Below are 13022 nucleotides of genomic sequence, written 5' to 3'. Positions count from 1 at the left end.
GGGGCGGCTTCAGGCCGGGTGGCCTGGCGCTGGGGCGGGCGGCAGCGGTATGGCGTACTGGGCCGTTTCGCACAATGCCAGCAATGAGGCGGCGGATTCTCGCTCAATCCGCCGCTTGAATAACAGCTGATTGCCCAGGCGCATCAGCAGCGGCTGGAAACGATATTCCAGGGTGCGGATAAAGCGCGTGCGTTGGGCCGCCAGCGCCTGGCACTCATAGCTCAGGCGCAGCTCCAGGCCATGCTCGCCCCGGGCGCTGGCGCGCCAGCGCTGCCCCGGCAGGTACTCCTCGACCCGCCAGCTGAGGTGGCCGCTGCGCCCGCCGGCATGGATGTCTTCCTCGAAACCCTGCCCGGCGGACAACGGGCCCTCGGCGCCCAGCACCTGCAACGAGGACGGATGCCATTGCGGCCAGCAGCGTGGACTGGCGGCATAGGCCAGGGTGGCCTCGGCGTTGCGCGGGATATCGACCTGGTGCTGCAGGTGGGTCATGGGGCCGCCCGGGGCGAAGCTGGCCGCTGGCGACTCTTCGGGCTGCCAGTACAGGGTGCCGAACAGCCAGTCCATCAACGGCAGGACAATATTGAAATTGCGCTCCTGCATCAGCTCGCGGCGGTGATGCAGCTCGTGCAGGCGGCGCATCTGCCGCACCCAGGGCAGGCGTGCCAGGGGGTGGCTGGCGGGCAAGTGCTCGCAGGCATGGAAGACTTCGTAGGCCAGGTAGCCGATCAAGGTGCAGCTGGCGAACAGCGCCGCCACGTTGCCGTTCCACAGGCGCAGCAAGGCCCACAGCGGCAGGGCGAAGAGCAGGCTGTGGACCACGATCAGCCAGGCCGGAAACAGGATCACCCGCCAGTCCTTGCGACCTTCATAGGTCATTTGCCCGGGGGCGAAAAAACTGTGGTGGTCGCCGCTATGGCGGGCATAGAACAGCCGCGCAAAGCGCTGCTTGTGATGCCCCAGCCAACGGTGCACCAGGTAGATGCACAGGTTGAAGAACAGCAGCGCCAGGGGCACCGCCAGCCATTCCAGAGGCTGCACCTGGCGCAGGGTGCTGCACAGCAGGGCGATGCACAGCAGGCCATAGCCCAGGACAAAACCGCCATGCAGCCAAGGGTTGTAGCGCGGACTGACCGCGGCTCGATACTGCTCGCGAAAGTGTTCGATGGTGTCTCGCACGACGCTGTTCCTGTTGTTGTTTTTGTCGCCAGCAGCGTAGTCGTCGACCCTTTATCCGGCCAATGGACAGTGGGCAATGGGCAAAAATCACAGGGCAAAAAGAGCGATCGCCGTGCACAATCCCGGCCTTTTACGCTCGCCAGGGATTGCTCGATGACTGAGGTTCGTTACCCGCGTTTCAAGGTGTTCATGATCTTTATCCTGTGCCCCCTGGTGCCGGGGTTTGTCGCGGGGCTGATCAATAGCGTGCTGCTGGTGGCGCATATCGCCACTCATCCACGGCTGATCGGCGAGGTGCATGGCGCCGAGATCCTGCTGATGCCGTTGCTGACGCCGCTGGTGGCGGTCGTGGTGTTTTTCCTGCCGTTGTTCGGCCTGGCGCTGGGGGTGTCGCTGCTCAAGGTCAGGCGCTCGGCGCGCAGCTGCAACGCCCTGGCGCTGCTGGGCGCCGTGCTTGCCACCGGCTGGGTGTCGCTGTTTATCCATGAGGTGGTCACGCACAGCGAAAGGGCTCGCTATGAGGACTACTGGCTGGGGGTGTTTGTGGTGTTCCTGGCCGCCCTCGTCACCTGCTGGTCGACGGCGCGGTTGTTTCTGCCAAAAAAATCGAGGGCGCCTCATCAGTAACTGCGCGGGGCCGGGGTTGGTCACAGCAGGTCCATCTCCTTGGCGATGGTGGCCAGTTCGATGGTGGTGCGCACCCCGAGTTTCTTCAGCACGTTGATCTTGTGTCCGCTGATGGTCTTGTTGCTCAGGTTGAGCTTGCTGGCGATTTCCAGGTTGCTGTAGCCGCTGGCCAGCAATTGCAGGATCACCAGTTCCTTGTTGGTCAGGTTGTTCAGTACGTCATTGGCGGCGTGGCCGATTCCCCGGTACATCTCCAGTACCTCCCTCGGGAAATACAGATAGCCGTCGGCCAGCGCATTCAGGCCCTTGACCAGTTCCTGCAGGCCGGCGCTCTTGCTGATGAAGCCCATGGCGCCGGCCTGCAGGCAACGCACGCCGTAGGTGCTGGCGCGATTGGCGGTGAACACCAGGGTCTTGACCTCCAGGTTGTCCATGGCAATGCGTTGCAGGACCGAGAGCCCGTCCAGGTTGTCCAGGCTGATGTCCAGCAGCATGTAGTCGGGGCGCAGCTTGTGAATCTTCTCCAGCGCGTCGAAGCCGTCGGAGGATTCGCCGATCGGCTGGTAGCCATGTTCTTCAAGTAGCTCGGCGACGGCGGCGCAGATGATCGGGTGGTCGTCGACGATCAGTACACGTTTGTTTTTCATGGGGCCCTCGGAAGACACGCAAGTGAGAGCAGGTGGTTTTCGTTGCGAAAAATGGGTCACTCGACGGTCACTGTCTTTGTGGTGGAGGTCATAGCCTTATGACTTGCTGCAGAGTGCCGGGCCGGGAAAAGCGGCGGCATAACCCCGGGGAAGTGAAGGCTGTGCAAGCGGCGCCAGCATGTTAGTTCAGAAAAACCGGCTATGGATTCGTGCAAGAAAGGCCTTGTCGTTTTCCAAGAAGCTTCTTGCCAGCGCTTTCGCGCTGTCCTTGAGGTTGGTTCTCAAGTGGGAGATTTACGCAGCTTCACCTGCCGCTCAAGGACCGAGGGCAGGTGATTGGCGTTGGATTGGAGGCCTGCTTGCGGGAGCGGGCAGCGGCTTACGGCGCCTTCAGCAGCACATAGGCTTCACCGCCACGACGATCGTGCATGAGGATGAAGGTCTGCCCGTCGAGGGTGATCTTGGTCGGCACGCTCTGTGCCAGCGGGGTGCTGGAGAACTTGCCGGCCATGCTCAGAAACTGCTGGGTCAGCGAGCTGTCGTTCTGGCTCGGGGTGGTGATCGCGCATTCCTTGCCGGCCTGGACCTGGACCCCCAGGGTCTGGTCCTCGTTCATGCCCATCTTGGCGAAGCCGGCATCGGTGAGTTCAAGAATGCCATGGGACCGGGCGGCGGTTTCGGCACCGGCGAAGGACGGTGCGGATTTCAGGCAGATATCGCGAAAGGCCAGGATGCCGGCGGAGGTGATGGTGGGTTCCTGCCGGATTTCCCGGGTCACGCTGGAACAGGCGCTGAGCAGCGCCAGAGCGGCGAGAAGTGAGGCTAGGGAGGTGGTGCGGGGCAGAATGTTCATGGAGATTCCTTGCAAACGGGCCGGCCAGGGCGCGGGGAATGGAGCCTGCCGAATGAGGCGTCGGCGCTCTAGCAGGTTAGGCAGGGGCACCGTGCAGATCAATCTTTTGTGTGACAACCGCGCGGCCAGGACCGATGGGCGAAGGGCTGGCGCAGTAATTGCGTGCTTGCTGGGTCCGTTCAGCGAGGGGGGCCTGTAGCCATGCAATTACGAGCGTTGCGTTACTTCCACGAGGTGGCCCGGTGCGCCTCCCTGCGTCAGGCGGCCGAGCGCCTGTACGTGACTCCTACCGCCGTGAGCCGGCAGATCGAGCAGCTGGAGCACTTTTTCGGCAGCGCGCTGATCGAGCGCGGCCCGCGGGGCATCCGTCTGACGGTGGAAGGCGAGTGCCTGGCCGAGCAGGTCAGCTCGACCTTGCGCGGCTTCGATCAGGTGCGCGATGTGATTGCCAGTCGCCAGAGCCAGGTGGCGGGCAGCGTCAGCATCCATGTGTCGGAAAGTATCGTTTCCAGTGTGCTGGCGCCGGTGCTCGCGGCGTTCAACCGGGCTCATCCGAAGGTTACCTTCAACATTGTCATCGCCAGTGCCGGCGCCACCCTGGATGCCCTGTGCAGTGGCGAGGCCGACCTCGGGCTGGCCTTCTACCTGCCGGAACGGGCCGAGGTGGAAGTGACCGCCCATTGCCAACTGTGGCATCGGGTGCTGGTCAGCGCCGAACATCCCTTTGCCCAGTGCCCGAGCATTCGCCTGGCGGACCTGGAGGGCCAGCCCCTGGCCATTCCCGATTCGGCCTACGGCGTGCGCCAGGCCCTGGAAGGTGCGGCGAAAAAACGTGGGGTGAGCATTCTGCCGGTGTTCACCACCAGCTCCCTGGAGGTGCAGAAAAGCCTGGCGCGCCAGCGCGCGGCGGTGCTGATCCTGCCCCAGGTGGATGCCGAGGCCCGGGACCTGGGGGATGGTCTGGTGGCGGTGCCGATCGATGATGAACACCTGGAGCGGATCCGCGTCGACCTGTGCGTGGTGCGCAATCGGCCATTGTCGGTGGCCACGCTGAAATGCCAGGAAATGCTCGCCCGCACCATGCAACGCCATAGCGTGGCGTAGGAGCGGGCTTGCCCGCGAAGGCGTCCGCCAAGGCGATGCAAGGCTAGCGGGCCTCTTCGCCGGCAAGCCGGCTCCTACGGAGGAGGGGCGGTGGTCAGAACAGGTTGAACGGAAAGTTGCCCACCAGGCGGAACTCGTCGTAGCTGCCATCGATCTGTCCGCCGCTGGCGCGGTGGTTGTAGACGATGGTGCGCAGCACTGCATCCTTGAGCCGCCCGGATTGCACCACGTAGGCCAGCATCAGGCCGTTTTCGTTGTGCTTGGCGCCGTCCAGGCCGCGCACGTTGTAGCCGCGGTTGCGACCGTTGCGATCGCCGTCATAGTGCGTGCCATCGATGTCCCAGCCCTTGGCGTGCCACAGGCTGGCGCTCAGCCCCGGCACGCCGTAGGCGGCAAAATCCAGGTCGTAGCGCAGTTGCCAGGATTTTTCATTGGGGCCGTTGTAGTCCGAGTACAGGGAGTTGGCCATGTAGTTGCCGGTGGATTCCCAGACATAGTCGAAGTACTCGTTGCCGAACACCTGCTGCCAGGCCAGGGTCAGGCTGTGGGCCTGGTGACTGCCGGTGACGGCCAGGCTCAGGGCGTCGTTGTCGATGTAGCCCAGGCGTTGCTGGCCCTGGTCCCGGGTGTGGTAGTAGTTGAACGCGGTCTTCAGCGCCAGCTGGTTCTTGTCCCCGGCGCGGTGGATTAGGCCCAGGTAGTACTGGTCCCACATGTTCTCGAAGCGCGAGGCGTAGAGGCTGCCTTCCAGGCCCGGGCCGGGTTTGACGGTGGCTCCCAGGTAGCTGATGCGCTCGCCGCTGTAGGCGCGGTTGCCGAAGGTGGTGGTCAGGCGCTCGCTGCCGGTGCCGGTGCGCGGGATGGCCCGGTCGAAGCTGCCGGCCTGCAGCGCCAGCCAGTCGGTTTCGTTGCTGTACAAGCCCACGCCCTGGAAGCTTGAGGGCAGGGCGCGGTTGTCCTTGTAGCGCAGCACCGGGTTGTCGGTCATCAGGCGCCCGGCCTTGAGCTCGGTGTTGGACAGGCGCAGGCGTACATCGCCGATGCCCAGGCGGCTCCAGGTGGGCAGGGCGTCGCCGTCGCTGTCCACCAGCACCCGGTCGCCGCCATTGGCCACCCGGCCATGACCGCGTTCCAGGTTGACCGCGCTGAACAGCGCGGCATCCACACCCAGGCCGATCAGGCCCTGGGTGTAGCCCGAGCTGTACTTGAGCATGCCGGCCTGCACCCAGGTTTCCCTGACCCGGGTACGTTCAATGCCGTCGGGCTTCTTGATGCTCAGGTAGGTGTCGCGCTGGGTGTGCTGGTTGGAGTAGTAGTGACGCAGGTTGAGGTCCAGGTGGCTGCCCTCGATGAACCCTGGAGCCTGGTCCTGCTGGCTCGGGCGCGGGTTGTCCTGGGCGATGACGGCGCTACTGGCCGCCAGTGCCAGGGTGAACAGTACAGGCTGTTGCATGGTGCTTCCCCACAAATCAAAGGCGTCGGTCCACCGCCCGACCGCGGTCATGCGCGGCCGGCAGGGTAGAGAAAAACGCGGTGCCGGAAAAGGGTGTCAGGCCGTGAGGCGAATGCTCAGCGGGCGCGGGCTTGTGCGAGCCGTTGACCGGGGTGGCTGCGTCCGGGTGTTTGCGGGCGGGTTTCCTTGGCGAACCAGGCCGCAGTCAGGCACACCAGATTGGCCACCAGCAGGTAGCCCACCGGCGACATCGGGTTGCCGGTGGTGCCGATCAGCCAGGTGATGATGATCTGCGCGGTGCCGCCGAAGGCCGCCACGCCAAAGGCGTAGACGATGGAGAAACCGGTGGAGCGCACGGCCTTGGGAAAGCTCTCCACCAGCAGCACGATCAGCGCCGCGCCGCTCATGCCATGCAGGCCGGAGAGCACCGCCAAGGTCAGCAGGAAGGTCGCCGGGCTGGGGTGTTCGGTCATCAGTTGCAAGGCCGGGAACAGCACCAGCAACAGCACCACCCGTGGCGCCATGAGAATGGTGCGGCGGCCGAAGCGGTCGCAGAGCATGCCCCCGGCAATCGCGCACACCGCCATGGCCGCGCCGGCCACCAGGGTCGAAAGCATGGAGATGCTGGTGGGAAGCTTGAGCTCGGTGAGGGCGAAGGTGGTCATGTAGTTGATGAAGTACTGGGTGATGGTGCTGCCCGACAGAATCAGCAACCCCAGCACCAGGGCCCGGCGATGTTCGCCGAACACCTGGCGCACCAGGCTGCCGGTGCTGGCCTGCTCGCCCTGGCCATGGAAGGTTTCCGCCAGGTTGCGGCGGATGTAGATGCCGATCGGCAGCACCAACAGGCCAAACACGAAGGGCACGCGCCAGCCCCAGGTGTTGAGGTCCTCGGGGGACAGCACCTGGGTCAGGGTGTAGCCCACGGTGCCGGCGGCCATGGCGGCCACGCCCTGGGCCACCACTTGCCAGCAGGCGTAGGTGCCGCGCTTGTGTGCCGGCGCGGCTTCGAGGATGTAGGTGGTGGCGGGGCCGGCCTCGCCGCCCCAGGCCAGGCCCTGGATCAGCCGGGTGATTACCAGCAGGATTGGCGCGGCGATGCCGATGCTCTCGTAGCTGGGCAGGATGGCGATGCTGCCGGTGCCCACGGCCATCATCACCAGGGTCAGGAGCATCGCCGGCTTGCGCCCGACGCGGTCGGCGTAGGCACCGATCAGCACCGCCCCCAGGGGCCGCACGATAAAGCCGACGCCGAAGGCGGTGACCGACAGCATCAGGCTGACAAAGGCACTGTCGGAGGGAAAGAAGGTGTGGCCGATCATCACCGCAAAGGTGGCGTAGACCCCGAAATCGAAGAACTCCACGGCATTGCCGAGGATCACCGCGAACACGCTGCGCTTGCCCCCCGCCGCGTTGGGCGTTTCGGGCTCGGGTGTGGCGCATGGATTGGACGCTTGGCTGTGCATACTGGCCCCTCGAATTTTTATTCATAGGTTGCCCAGGCCCCGGGCGGCGAAGCCCGGGGCTGGGGTGAAGGTGGCAGTTTCGGTGTGTCAGTGAGACGGCGGATTCGGCCAGCTGTGGATCGCTCCGCGCCAGCTCTCATAGGTCTTGGCCACTTGCAGCAGCCATTGATCGGCGAAGCGCGGGGCGATCATCTGCAGGCCGATGGGCAGGCCATCGGCGGCAAAACCGCAGTTGATCGACAGCGCCGGTTGCTCGCCCATGTTCCAGGGCAGGGTGAAGACAATGTGCTCGAACGGCTGCTGCGGGTTATTGGTCGGCGATGGCCACTCGGCGGGAAAATGGTTGATCTGGTTGGTGGGTGACAACACCAGGTCGAACTCGCTGAACACCTGGGCGGCGCGTCGGCGCATCTCGAAGGTCTGGTTGAAGCCCTGCACCGCCTCGACCCCGGACAAGTCGGCCCCCGGCGCCGCCCAGTCTCGGATATAGGGCAGCACCTGGGCAAACTGTTCGGCGCCCAGGGCCGAGAGTTCCGCCCATTGCCGGGCGCGCCAGAAGCGATCGAGGCCGTCCAGTTGCGCGCGGTCCATGATCGGCGCCAGGGGGCGCACCTGGGCGCCGTGGCTTTCGAATAGCCGCGCGGCGCGCTCCACCGCCTCACAGACAAAACCTTCCGGCTGCAGCCCGGCGCCGGGCTCCAGCATCAGGCCGATCTTCAAGCCGTTGACAGACACCGGCGCATCGCTCCAGTCGCCGGTCAAGGGCGGCAGGCTAGTGGCGTCCCGGGCATCGGGCCTGGCCAGGTAGCGCATCATCAGTACCGCGTCATCGACGCTGCGGGTCATGGGCCCGGCGCAACGCCCGGTGTAATACGGGTCGATGGGAATCCGCCCCAGGGTCGGCTTGAACCCCACCAGAGCGCACCAGGCGGCCGGCAGGCGCACCGAGCCGCCGATATCGGTACCGATGTGCAGCGGCCCGTAACCGGCCGCGGCGGCTGCTGCGGCACCGGAACTGGAGCCGCCGGTATTGCAGTCGGTGTTCCAGGGGTTGCGGGTAATGCCGTGAAAGCTCGACAACCCCGAGGACAACATGCCGAAATCCGGCACCGTGGTCTTGGCCAGGATAATCGCCCCAGCCTCACGCATCCGCGCGGCGGGTGGCGCATCCTGCAACGCCGGCTTGAGCGTGGTGGCCGCGCTGCCCAGGGGAATCGGCGTGCCCTGGGTGGCGATCAGTTCCTTGATCGTCACCGGAATCCCGTCCAGCGGGCCGTTGGGCGCACCCTTGTTCCAGCGCTCGGTGGCGGCCCGGGCCTGCTGGCGTACCGACTCCGGATCGAAGGCATAGAGCGCACGGATATGCGGCTCCCAGCGCCCGATATGGGTCAGCAGATGTTCGTAGTAGTCCAGGGGCGAGAGCTGGCGGCTGGAAAACTGCGCCAGCAACTGCGCGGTGGATAGATCGTGCAAATCAGTCATCGAACGCATCCTTGTGTCGGGCGTCAGTCGGGTTGCTGATGACCCGACTGTAGCGCTTGCACCTTAGCCCAACCATCACAAAGGACGCAGTGTGGTGTTGCGTTTTTGTGAGCACTGCAGCGGTGTCTCCCCTGCATCCCACTCAATGCTGGAACATTGCGTAGGAGCGGGCTTGCCCGCGAAGGCGGCCTCAGAGTTTTCTAGTGATACAGCAACAGCAGGGGACTACCGAGGCAGCTCTTGACCTCTTCGACCGGCACGCACTGAGGGCCGACTCCTTCGGAGTATTTGCTGGTCAATCGGGCAAAGCAGGCTGCATTGGTCAGGGCTTGTTGGTAGATTTTTGAGTTTTTAGTGGCAGATAAATCCAACTCTGCAGTTAAGCTGAAGCCTCTTTCAAAGTGGTCTATTACGCTACTGCGTGCATCCAGGGCGAACAGATATTTGTCCCAGCAGGCTTTGTATTCTGGGGTGGAATAAGGAGAGTCGGTATGAAGGGATAACTTGCTGCGCATATTGAGATCGCCCACGATGAAGTAGTACTCGGGCCGAGGGATCCAGGCTATTGCGTCTCCGTAGCCGCGGTAGTCCGCTTTTGCATAGTCGCCGTTGAGAAAGGCGGCTTTGCCCCGTGCCTCGGCGTCTTTTGCGTATTTGATGTTTTTCTGGTTGTTGATTTCTTTTTTATAACTTTTCACTATGTGTCTGAACATTTCCCAGTCTGGCATGTATTTTTCATTGGCTTCATAGGCGTTTGCGAGTTGAGAGAGGGTTGAACATGCGGTGGTGATGCAGATTGCGTAAAGGAGTCTTTTGTTCATTAGCGTGCTCTCTCCGGATCGTCTTTGATAATTGGAACGCCCAGACTGTCACGACTTGAAGCTTCAAATCGATTCGGAAATTGATGCGGTTGAGTGCGATATTTCTGGTTTTCATGAAGTGCCCGGTCGCTCTACCAGGTTGTCGGTGGCATAGGCACTTTTGGTCACGGGGGGGGCACTATGGCGAAGCCAGTCGCACGGAAAACTGACTCACCCCTTTGCCCTGTTCCTAGGCATGGCATCTACTCAATAGCTGAAGGTTCTCCAGAGGTTATATTCGATGGGCTTCCCGCTGCACGTCAGGGCGATAGGTGTTGTTGTGGCGTTGGAGTGGATTGGATGCGAAATCGACGAATCTTAACCCAAACATTACAGTCGCCATCCTCATGAAAAAACTATTCTTTACTGTATCTATTCTGCTCGTCGCTTATCTGTATGTCGGGTTCTACGAAAAAATGGAGGACGCCTATCCGGAAAAAGTTTTTTTCATCAAGAGATATCCAACTTTTCAAATGGCGTTTGAGAACATCTTTGCCTATGAATCTGACGATAAGTCGCTCTCCGAATTAAGCGACTTGGAGAGGCGGAAAGTTATTGCCTACTGTAAATATCGGTTGGGTTTGACGACAACATTAACCACTCAAGATGAGTTGGATAACTGTAAGGCCAGATAAGGTATGCCCTGATACCGACTAATGTTTTGCAAACCTCTCATCCAGCCCAGGTCAGCGCCCGCAAACGGAGCCTCGACAGTTCCAGTGCACGCAAGGCTTTTCATGGGCGCTGGCTTGCCCGCGAAGGCGGCCTCAGAATTACCCATGACCAGCCGATCCCTGCGCACGATGACTGTTGGATACCGGCCTCAGAATTTTCCTAGTGATACAAGAACAGCAGGGGGGTACCGAGGCAGCTTTTGACTTCTTCGACCGGCACGCACTGAGGGCCAACGCCTTCGGAGTATTTGCTGGTCAGTCGGGCAAAGCAGGCGGCATTGGTCAGGGCTTGTTGGTAGATTTTCGAGTTTTTAGTGGCAGATAAATTCAACTCTGCAGTTAAGCTAAAGCCTCTTTCAAAGTGGTCTATTACACTTCTGCGTGCATCCAGGGCGAACAGGTATTTGTCCCAGCAGGCTTTGTATTCTGGGGTGGAATAAGGTGAGTCGGTATGAAGATGCAACTTGCTGCGTAGTTGGATGTCGCCAATTATAAAGTAGTACTCTGGTCTGGGAATCCAGGCCAGTGCGTCGCCATAGCCATGGAATTCAGCTTTTACATAATCATTGTTTAGAAATGCCTCTTTTCCCCTTGCTTCAGCTTTGCTTGAGTTTTCAATGTCTTTTTTGTTCTTTATTCCGGATTTATATCTTTTTATGATCTGGTTGAAAAATTCCCAGTCGGTTATATAGCGTTCGTTAGTATCTGATGCGCACGCATTTATATGAGGCAAGGTGGCGAGCAATGCAGTGAGGATGGGCCATGCGTATAAATTTTTTTTGCGCATTACTTTGCTCTCTCTGGCTTGCCTTTTACAATAAGGTTGCCCACGCTTTTTCCATCGGAGGAGCGATGGCTAATAAGCATTTCTTGAATTTCAGACCATTTATCCAGGCTTATGACAGTGATGCACCCTTCCGATACATTACCTACGTGAACGTATCTGCTCCTGTCACCATGATCGATTGGGAACCATACTTGATGGTGAGACAGGTTGGGGAACTCTTTTTTATATTGTTGGGTGTAGTTTTTCGAGTGAGGGAAGTCAGGTAGCAATATCTTGTAAGTGCCAGCTGGAATAGGGAAGTATATACCGTTCCATACTGTATTCATCGTTGCTTTGAAGTTGAGATTGTTAATGTTTCCATTTGCTATTTGTTGTGGGAAATGTTCGTTTCTAGTTATTGATTTCCAGTTTTGGTCTAAGCGTTCATAGTTCATGACAAGCTCGATAGGCTTCTGTTTTGGTGCGATTTTTCCAAGGTATTCCTTTGCGTTTGTTTCTGATAGGAATGCAACTTTTCCTTTGTGAGCTCCTTCAAGGACGTTGAAATAGGTCTTATTGTCTTTAGTGGTTATTAGTGTAACCTTGCAATACTTGAAAAGCTGTGGCCAATTCTCGCGAGGGACATTGTCCATGCCAACAAGCAGCCAGCCACTTTCGTTGTGAATTTTATTGACGTACCGAGTTATATCAACGGTAATTCTCTGGGGGGCGCCGCGAGAGGGGGTCGTTGTAGCGGTATGAGACCATAAAGGATTGGCCATTGCACAATCTTCCTGATTGTTATTGAACGATCGATTAATGATTCGTATCAATGGTGAGGTGTTGAGCTTCAATGCTCGTCGCAATTAGGTTTTTTGTCTGTGTGGTCAGACTGCTTGGCAAACTAGCAGGAGAGGTTTTAAGCCGGGTTGCAGTGTTTATCCTCCAAGAAAATCGAAAAAGCTCGGATGATTAGATCTTTCAAACAGCGTTATGTCTGTGAGGATTCTCTTATTGTTTGTGGCGATTGATCTGGTAGTTCGGTGCTCTTCAGTTTCTCTATATGCCTGGATAGAGAAAGCTCAGGTAAAAACCTCTATTGGGCATATGACGTCCATGCAGTTGCCAATGGCGAGGACGGCATTGCCCTCGCCATTGACGGGGTTCAACTTATGGCCTGGGTGCGCAACTGACGACCCAGCACATCCAGTACATCGCAGCCATCGCGCAGCGGTATGGCGCAGATCAGCGCCAGCTCTTGCAGCACCACGGCATCGCCGGGGATGTCGGGGCGGGTGGCGAAGTTTTCCAGCAGTTGAGTGACGGCGCGGATGCGATAGGCGGCTGCTTCGTACAGCACATCGGGAGGGGCCTGGGTATCGATCAGCAGGGAAGGGATGGTGCAGTCGTGGCCGGTGATCGGCATGTAGCGATTCATGAGTCCAACTCCATTCAGGGGTTCGATCCATTCATCGGGTCGCCAAACCCGTTCGTCATCAGGACGACCCGGGACTATAGGCATGTACCCCAAAACGGAACAAGGCACTGGCAGGACAGGACTTTCTGAGTTTGCTGTAGGACTCAGGAGCGCGAGTGTGGATCAAGCGTGCCGCAGGTTCAATGGCGGGGCTCAGTCGAAGCCGATGCTTGCGCTGTGGCGGGTTTCGCGGTCGTGCAACTGGTCGATATTGGTTTCGTAGGTGCATTGGCCGCTGCAACGGTGCTCGTAGCTGATGGCCGGCTTGAACGGCAACTTGAGCTTCGGCGTGTCGCTTTCTGGCGCCGGGGCCTGGGCGGTGGCCGGCAACGGCGGTTGTGGGTAGCTCAGGTCTAGGCCCGCGGCCTGGGCCGAACAGGTGGCCAGCAGTAACAGGGCCGGGAAAAACGCTTTGCAACTGAACATCAGTGAAT

Annotated in this window: 15 protein-coding genes; 4 read left to right on the top strand and 11 right to left on the bottom strand. The window is 60.1% G+C overall.

The window, feature by feature from the left end; all coding sequences use genetic code 11:
* Nucleotides 1-9: 9 nt before the first annotated feature.
* Nucleotides 10-1179, bottom strand: a complete 1170-nt coding sequence (locus tag DNK59_RS10840) for a sterol desaturase family protein (RefSeq protein WP_110723187.1) — start codon at nt 1177-1179, stop codon at nt 10-12.
* Nucleotides 1180-1332: 153 nt separating this feature from the next.
* On the opposite strand from DNK59_RS10840, the gene DNK59_RS10835 reads away from it, so the two are divergent.
* Nucleotides 1333-1806, top strand: coding sequence for a hypothetical protein (locus tag DNK59_RS10835; RefSeq protein WP_110723186.1), 474 nt, complete (start codon nt 1333-1335; stop codon nt 1804-1806).
* 20 nt (nt 1807-1826) lie between these two features.
* Here DNK59_RS10835 and DNK59_RS10830 read toward each other — a convergent pair whose 3' ends face one another.
* Both DNK59_RS10830 and DNK59_RS10825 read right to left on the bottom strand, forming a co-directional pair.
* On the bottom strand, nt 1827-2453 hold the full coding sequence (locus DNK59_RS10830; RefSeq protein WP_092313625.1) for a response regulator transcription factor: 627 nt from the start codon (nt 2451-2453) through the stop codon (nt 1827-1829).
* 379 nt (nt 2454-2832) lie between these two features.
* Nucleotides 2833-3306: a hypothetical protein gene (locus tag DNK59_RS10825; protein ID WP_092313628.1), complete on the bottom strand. Its 474-nt coding sequence runs from the start codon at nt 3304-3306 to the stop codon at nt 2833-2835.
* Between the two features lie 201 nt (nt 3307-3507).
* Here DNK59_RS10825 and DNK59_RS10820 point away from each other — a divergent pair, with 201 nt between their 5' ends.
* Nucleotides 3508-4410: a LysR family transcriptional regulator gene (locus DNK59_RS10820; protein ID WP_092313631.1), complete on the top strand. Its 903-nt coding sequence runs from the start codon at nt 3508-3510 to the stop codon at nt 4408-4410.
* Nucleotides 4411-4504: 94 nt separating this feature from the next.
* Here the strand turns inward: DNK59_RS10820 and DNK59_RS10815 are convergent, their stop codons facing one another.
* The 4 genes from DNK59_RS10815 to DNK59_RS10800 all read right to left on the bottom strand — a co-directional run bounded on the left by DNK59_RS10815 (nt 4505) and on the right by DNK59_RS10800 (nt 9632).
* Nucleotides 4505-5863, bottom strand: coding sequence for an OprD family outer membrane porin (locus DNK59_RS10815; RefSeq protein ID WP_092313634.1), 1359 nt, complete (start codon nt 5861-5863; stop codon nt 4505-4507).
* A gap of 116 nt (nt 5864-5979) precedes the next feature.
* Nucleotides 5980-7329 (bottom strand): citrate-proton symporter, encoded by a 1350-nt coding sequence (locus DNK59_RS10810; protein ID WP_110723185.1) that lies wholly within the window; start codon nt 7327-7329, stop codon nt 5980-5982.
* A gap of 87 nt (nt 7330-7416) precedes the next feature.
* Nucleotides 7417-8811, bottom strand: a complete 1395-nt coding sequence (locus DNK59_RS10805; protein ID WP_110723184.1) for an amidase — start codon at nt 8809-8811, stop codon at nt 7417-7419.
* A 200-nt stretch (nt 8812-9011) separates the two neighbouring features.
* The gene (locus tag DNK59_RS10800; protein WP_146249900.1) at nt 9012-9632 is read right to left on the bottom strand and encodes a hypothetical protein; all 621 of its coding nucleotides are present in this window, start codon (nt 9630-9632) and stop codon (nt 9012-9014) included.
* 180 nt (nt 9633-9812) lie between these two features.
* Here DNK59_RS10800 and DNK59_RS10795 point away from each other — a divergent pair, with 180 nt between their 5' ends.
* Both DNK59_RS10795 and DNK59_RS32100 read left to right on the top strand, forming a co-directional pair.
* Entirely contained in the window at nt 9813-10022 is a 210-nt protein-coding gene (locus tag DNK59_RS10795) for a PAAR domain-containing protein (RefSeq protein ID WP_110723182.1), read from the top strand.
* On the top strand, nt 10019-10306 hold the full coding sequence (locus tag DNK59_RS32100) for a hypothetical protein (RefSeq protein WP_103739660.1): 288 nt from the start codon (nt 10019-10021) through the stop codon (nt 10304-10306). The genes DNK59_RS10795 and DNK59_RS32100 overlap by 4 nt, the downstream gene beginning before the upstream one ends.
* Before the next feature lie 199 nt (nt 10307-10505).
* Here DNK59_RS32100 and DNK59_RS31630 read toward each other — a convergent pair whose 3' ends face one another.
* From DNK59_RS31630 to DNK59_RS10780, 4 genes are all read right to left on the bottom strand, one after another.
* Nucleotides 10506-11132, bottom strand: coding sequence for a hypothetical protein (locus tag DNK59_RS31630; RefSeq protein ID WP_146249899.1), 627 nt, complete (start codon nt 11130-11132; stop codon nt 10506-10508).
* Nucleotides 11132-11893 carry a hypothetical protein gene (locus tag DNK59_RS31625; RefSeq protein ID WP_146249898.1) on the bottom strand — a complete coding sequence of 254 codons (762 nt, stop codon included), beginning with the start codon at nt 11891-11893 and terminating at the stop codon, nt 11132-11134. The genes DNK59_RS31630 and DNK59_RS31625 overlap by 1 nt, the downstream gene beginning before the upstream one ends.
* Before the next feature lie 383 nt (nt 11894-12276).
* A complete protein-coding gene (locus tag DNK59_RS10785) occupies nt 12277-12549 on the bottom strand; it encodes a hypothetical protein (protein ID WP_110723181.1) in 273 nt (90 codons plus the stop codon).
* A 192-nt stretch (nt 12550-12741) separates the two neighbouring features.
* Nucleotides 12742-13014 (bottom strand): hypothetical protein, encoded by a 273-nt coding sequence (locus tag DNK59_RS10780; protein ID WP_177431231.1) that lies wholly within the window; start codon nt 13012-13014, stop codon nt 12742-12744.
* Nucleotides 13015-13022: the final 8 nt, after the last annotated feature.

Source organism: Pseudomonas sp. TKO26, assembly GCF_003225665.1.
Lineage (GTDB): Bacteria > Pseudomonadota > Gammaproteobacteria > Pseudomonadales > Pseudomonadaceae > Aquipseudomonas > Aquipseudomonas saponiphila.
This window is presented reverse-complemented; position numbering and strand designations above follow the sequence as displayed.

Coding starts and splice junctions, on each gene's coding strand:
- DNK59_RS10820 (WP_092313631.1), top strand. CDS start 3,508: ATGCAATTACGAGCGTTGCGTTACTTCCACGAGGTGGCCCGGTGCGCC.
- DNK59_RS10780 (WP_177431231.1), bottom strand. CDS start 13,014: ATGTTCAGTTGCAAAGCGTTTTTCCCGGCCCTGTTACTGCTGGCCACC.
- DNK59_RS10810 (WP_110723185.1), bottom strand. CDS start 7,329: ATGCACAGCCAAGCGTCCAATCCATGCGCCACACCCGAGCCCGAAACG.
- DNK59_RS10815 (WP_092313634.1), bottom strand. CDS start 5,863: ATGCAACAGCCTGTACTGTTCACCCTGGCACTGGCGGCCAGTAGCGCC.
- DNK59_RS10800 (WP_146249900.1), bottom strand. CDS start 9,632: ATGAACAAAAGACTCCTTTACGCAATCTGCATCACCACCGCATGTTCA.
- DNK59_RS10785 (WP_110723181.1), bottom strand. CDS start 12,549: ATGAATCGCTACATGCCGATCACCGGCCACGACTGCACCATCCCTTCC.
- DNK59_RS10825 (WP_092313628.1), bottom strand. CDS start 3,306: ATGAACATTCTGCCCCGCACCACCTCCCTAGCCTCACTTCTCGCCGCT.
- DNK59_RS31630 (WP_146249899.1), bottom strand. CDS start 11,132: ATGCGCAAAAAAAATTTATACGCATGGCCCATCCTCACTGCATTGCTC.
- DNK59_RS10795 (WP_110723182.1), top strand. CDS start 9,813: ATGGCGAAGCCAGTCGCACGGAAAACTGACTCACCCCTTTGCCCTGTT.
- DNK59_RS32100 (WP_103739660.1), top strand. CDS start 10,019: ATGAAAAAACTATTCTTTACTGTATCTATTCTGCTCGTCGCTTATCTG.
- DNK59_RS10830 (WP_092313625.1), bottom strand. CDS start 2,453: ATGAAAAACAAACGTGTACTGATCGTCGACGACCACCCGATCATCTGC.
- DNK59_RS31625 (WP_146249898.1), bottom strand. CDS start 11,893: ATGGCCAATCCTTTATGGTCTCATACCGCTACAACGACCCCCTCTCGC.
- DNK59_RS10805 (WP_110723184.1), bottom strand. CDS start 8,811: ATGACTGATTTGCACGATCTATCCACCGCGCAGTTGCTGGCGCAGTTT.
- DNK59_RS10835 (WP_110723186.1), top strand. CDS start 1,333: ATGACTGAGGTTCGTTACCCGCGTTTCAAGGTGTTCATGATCTTTATC.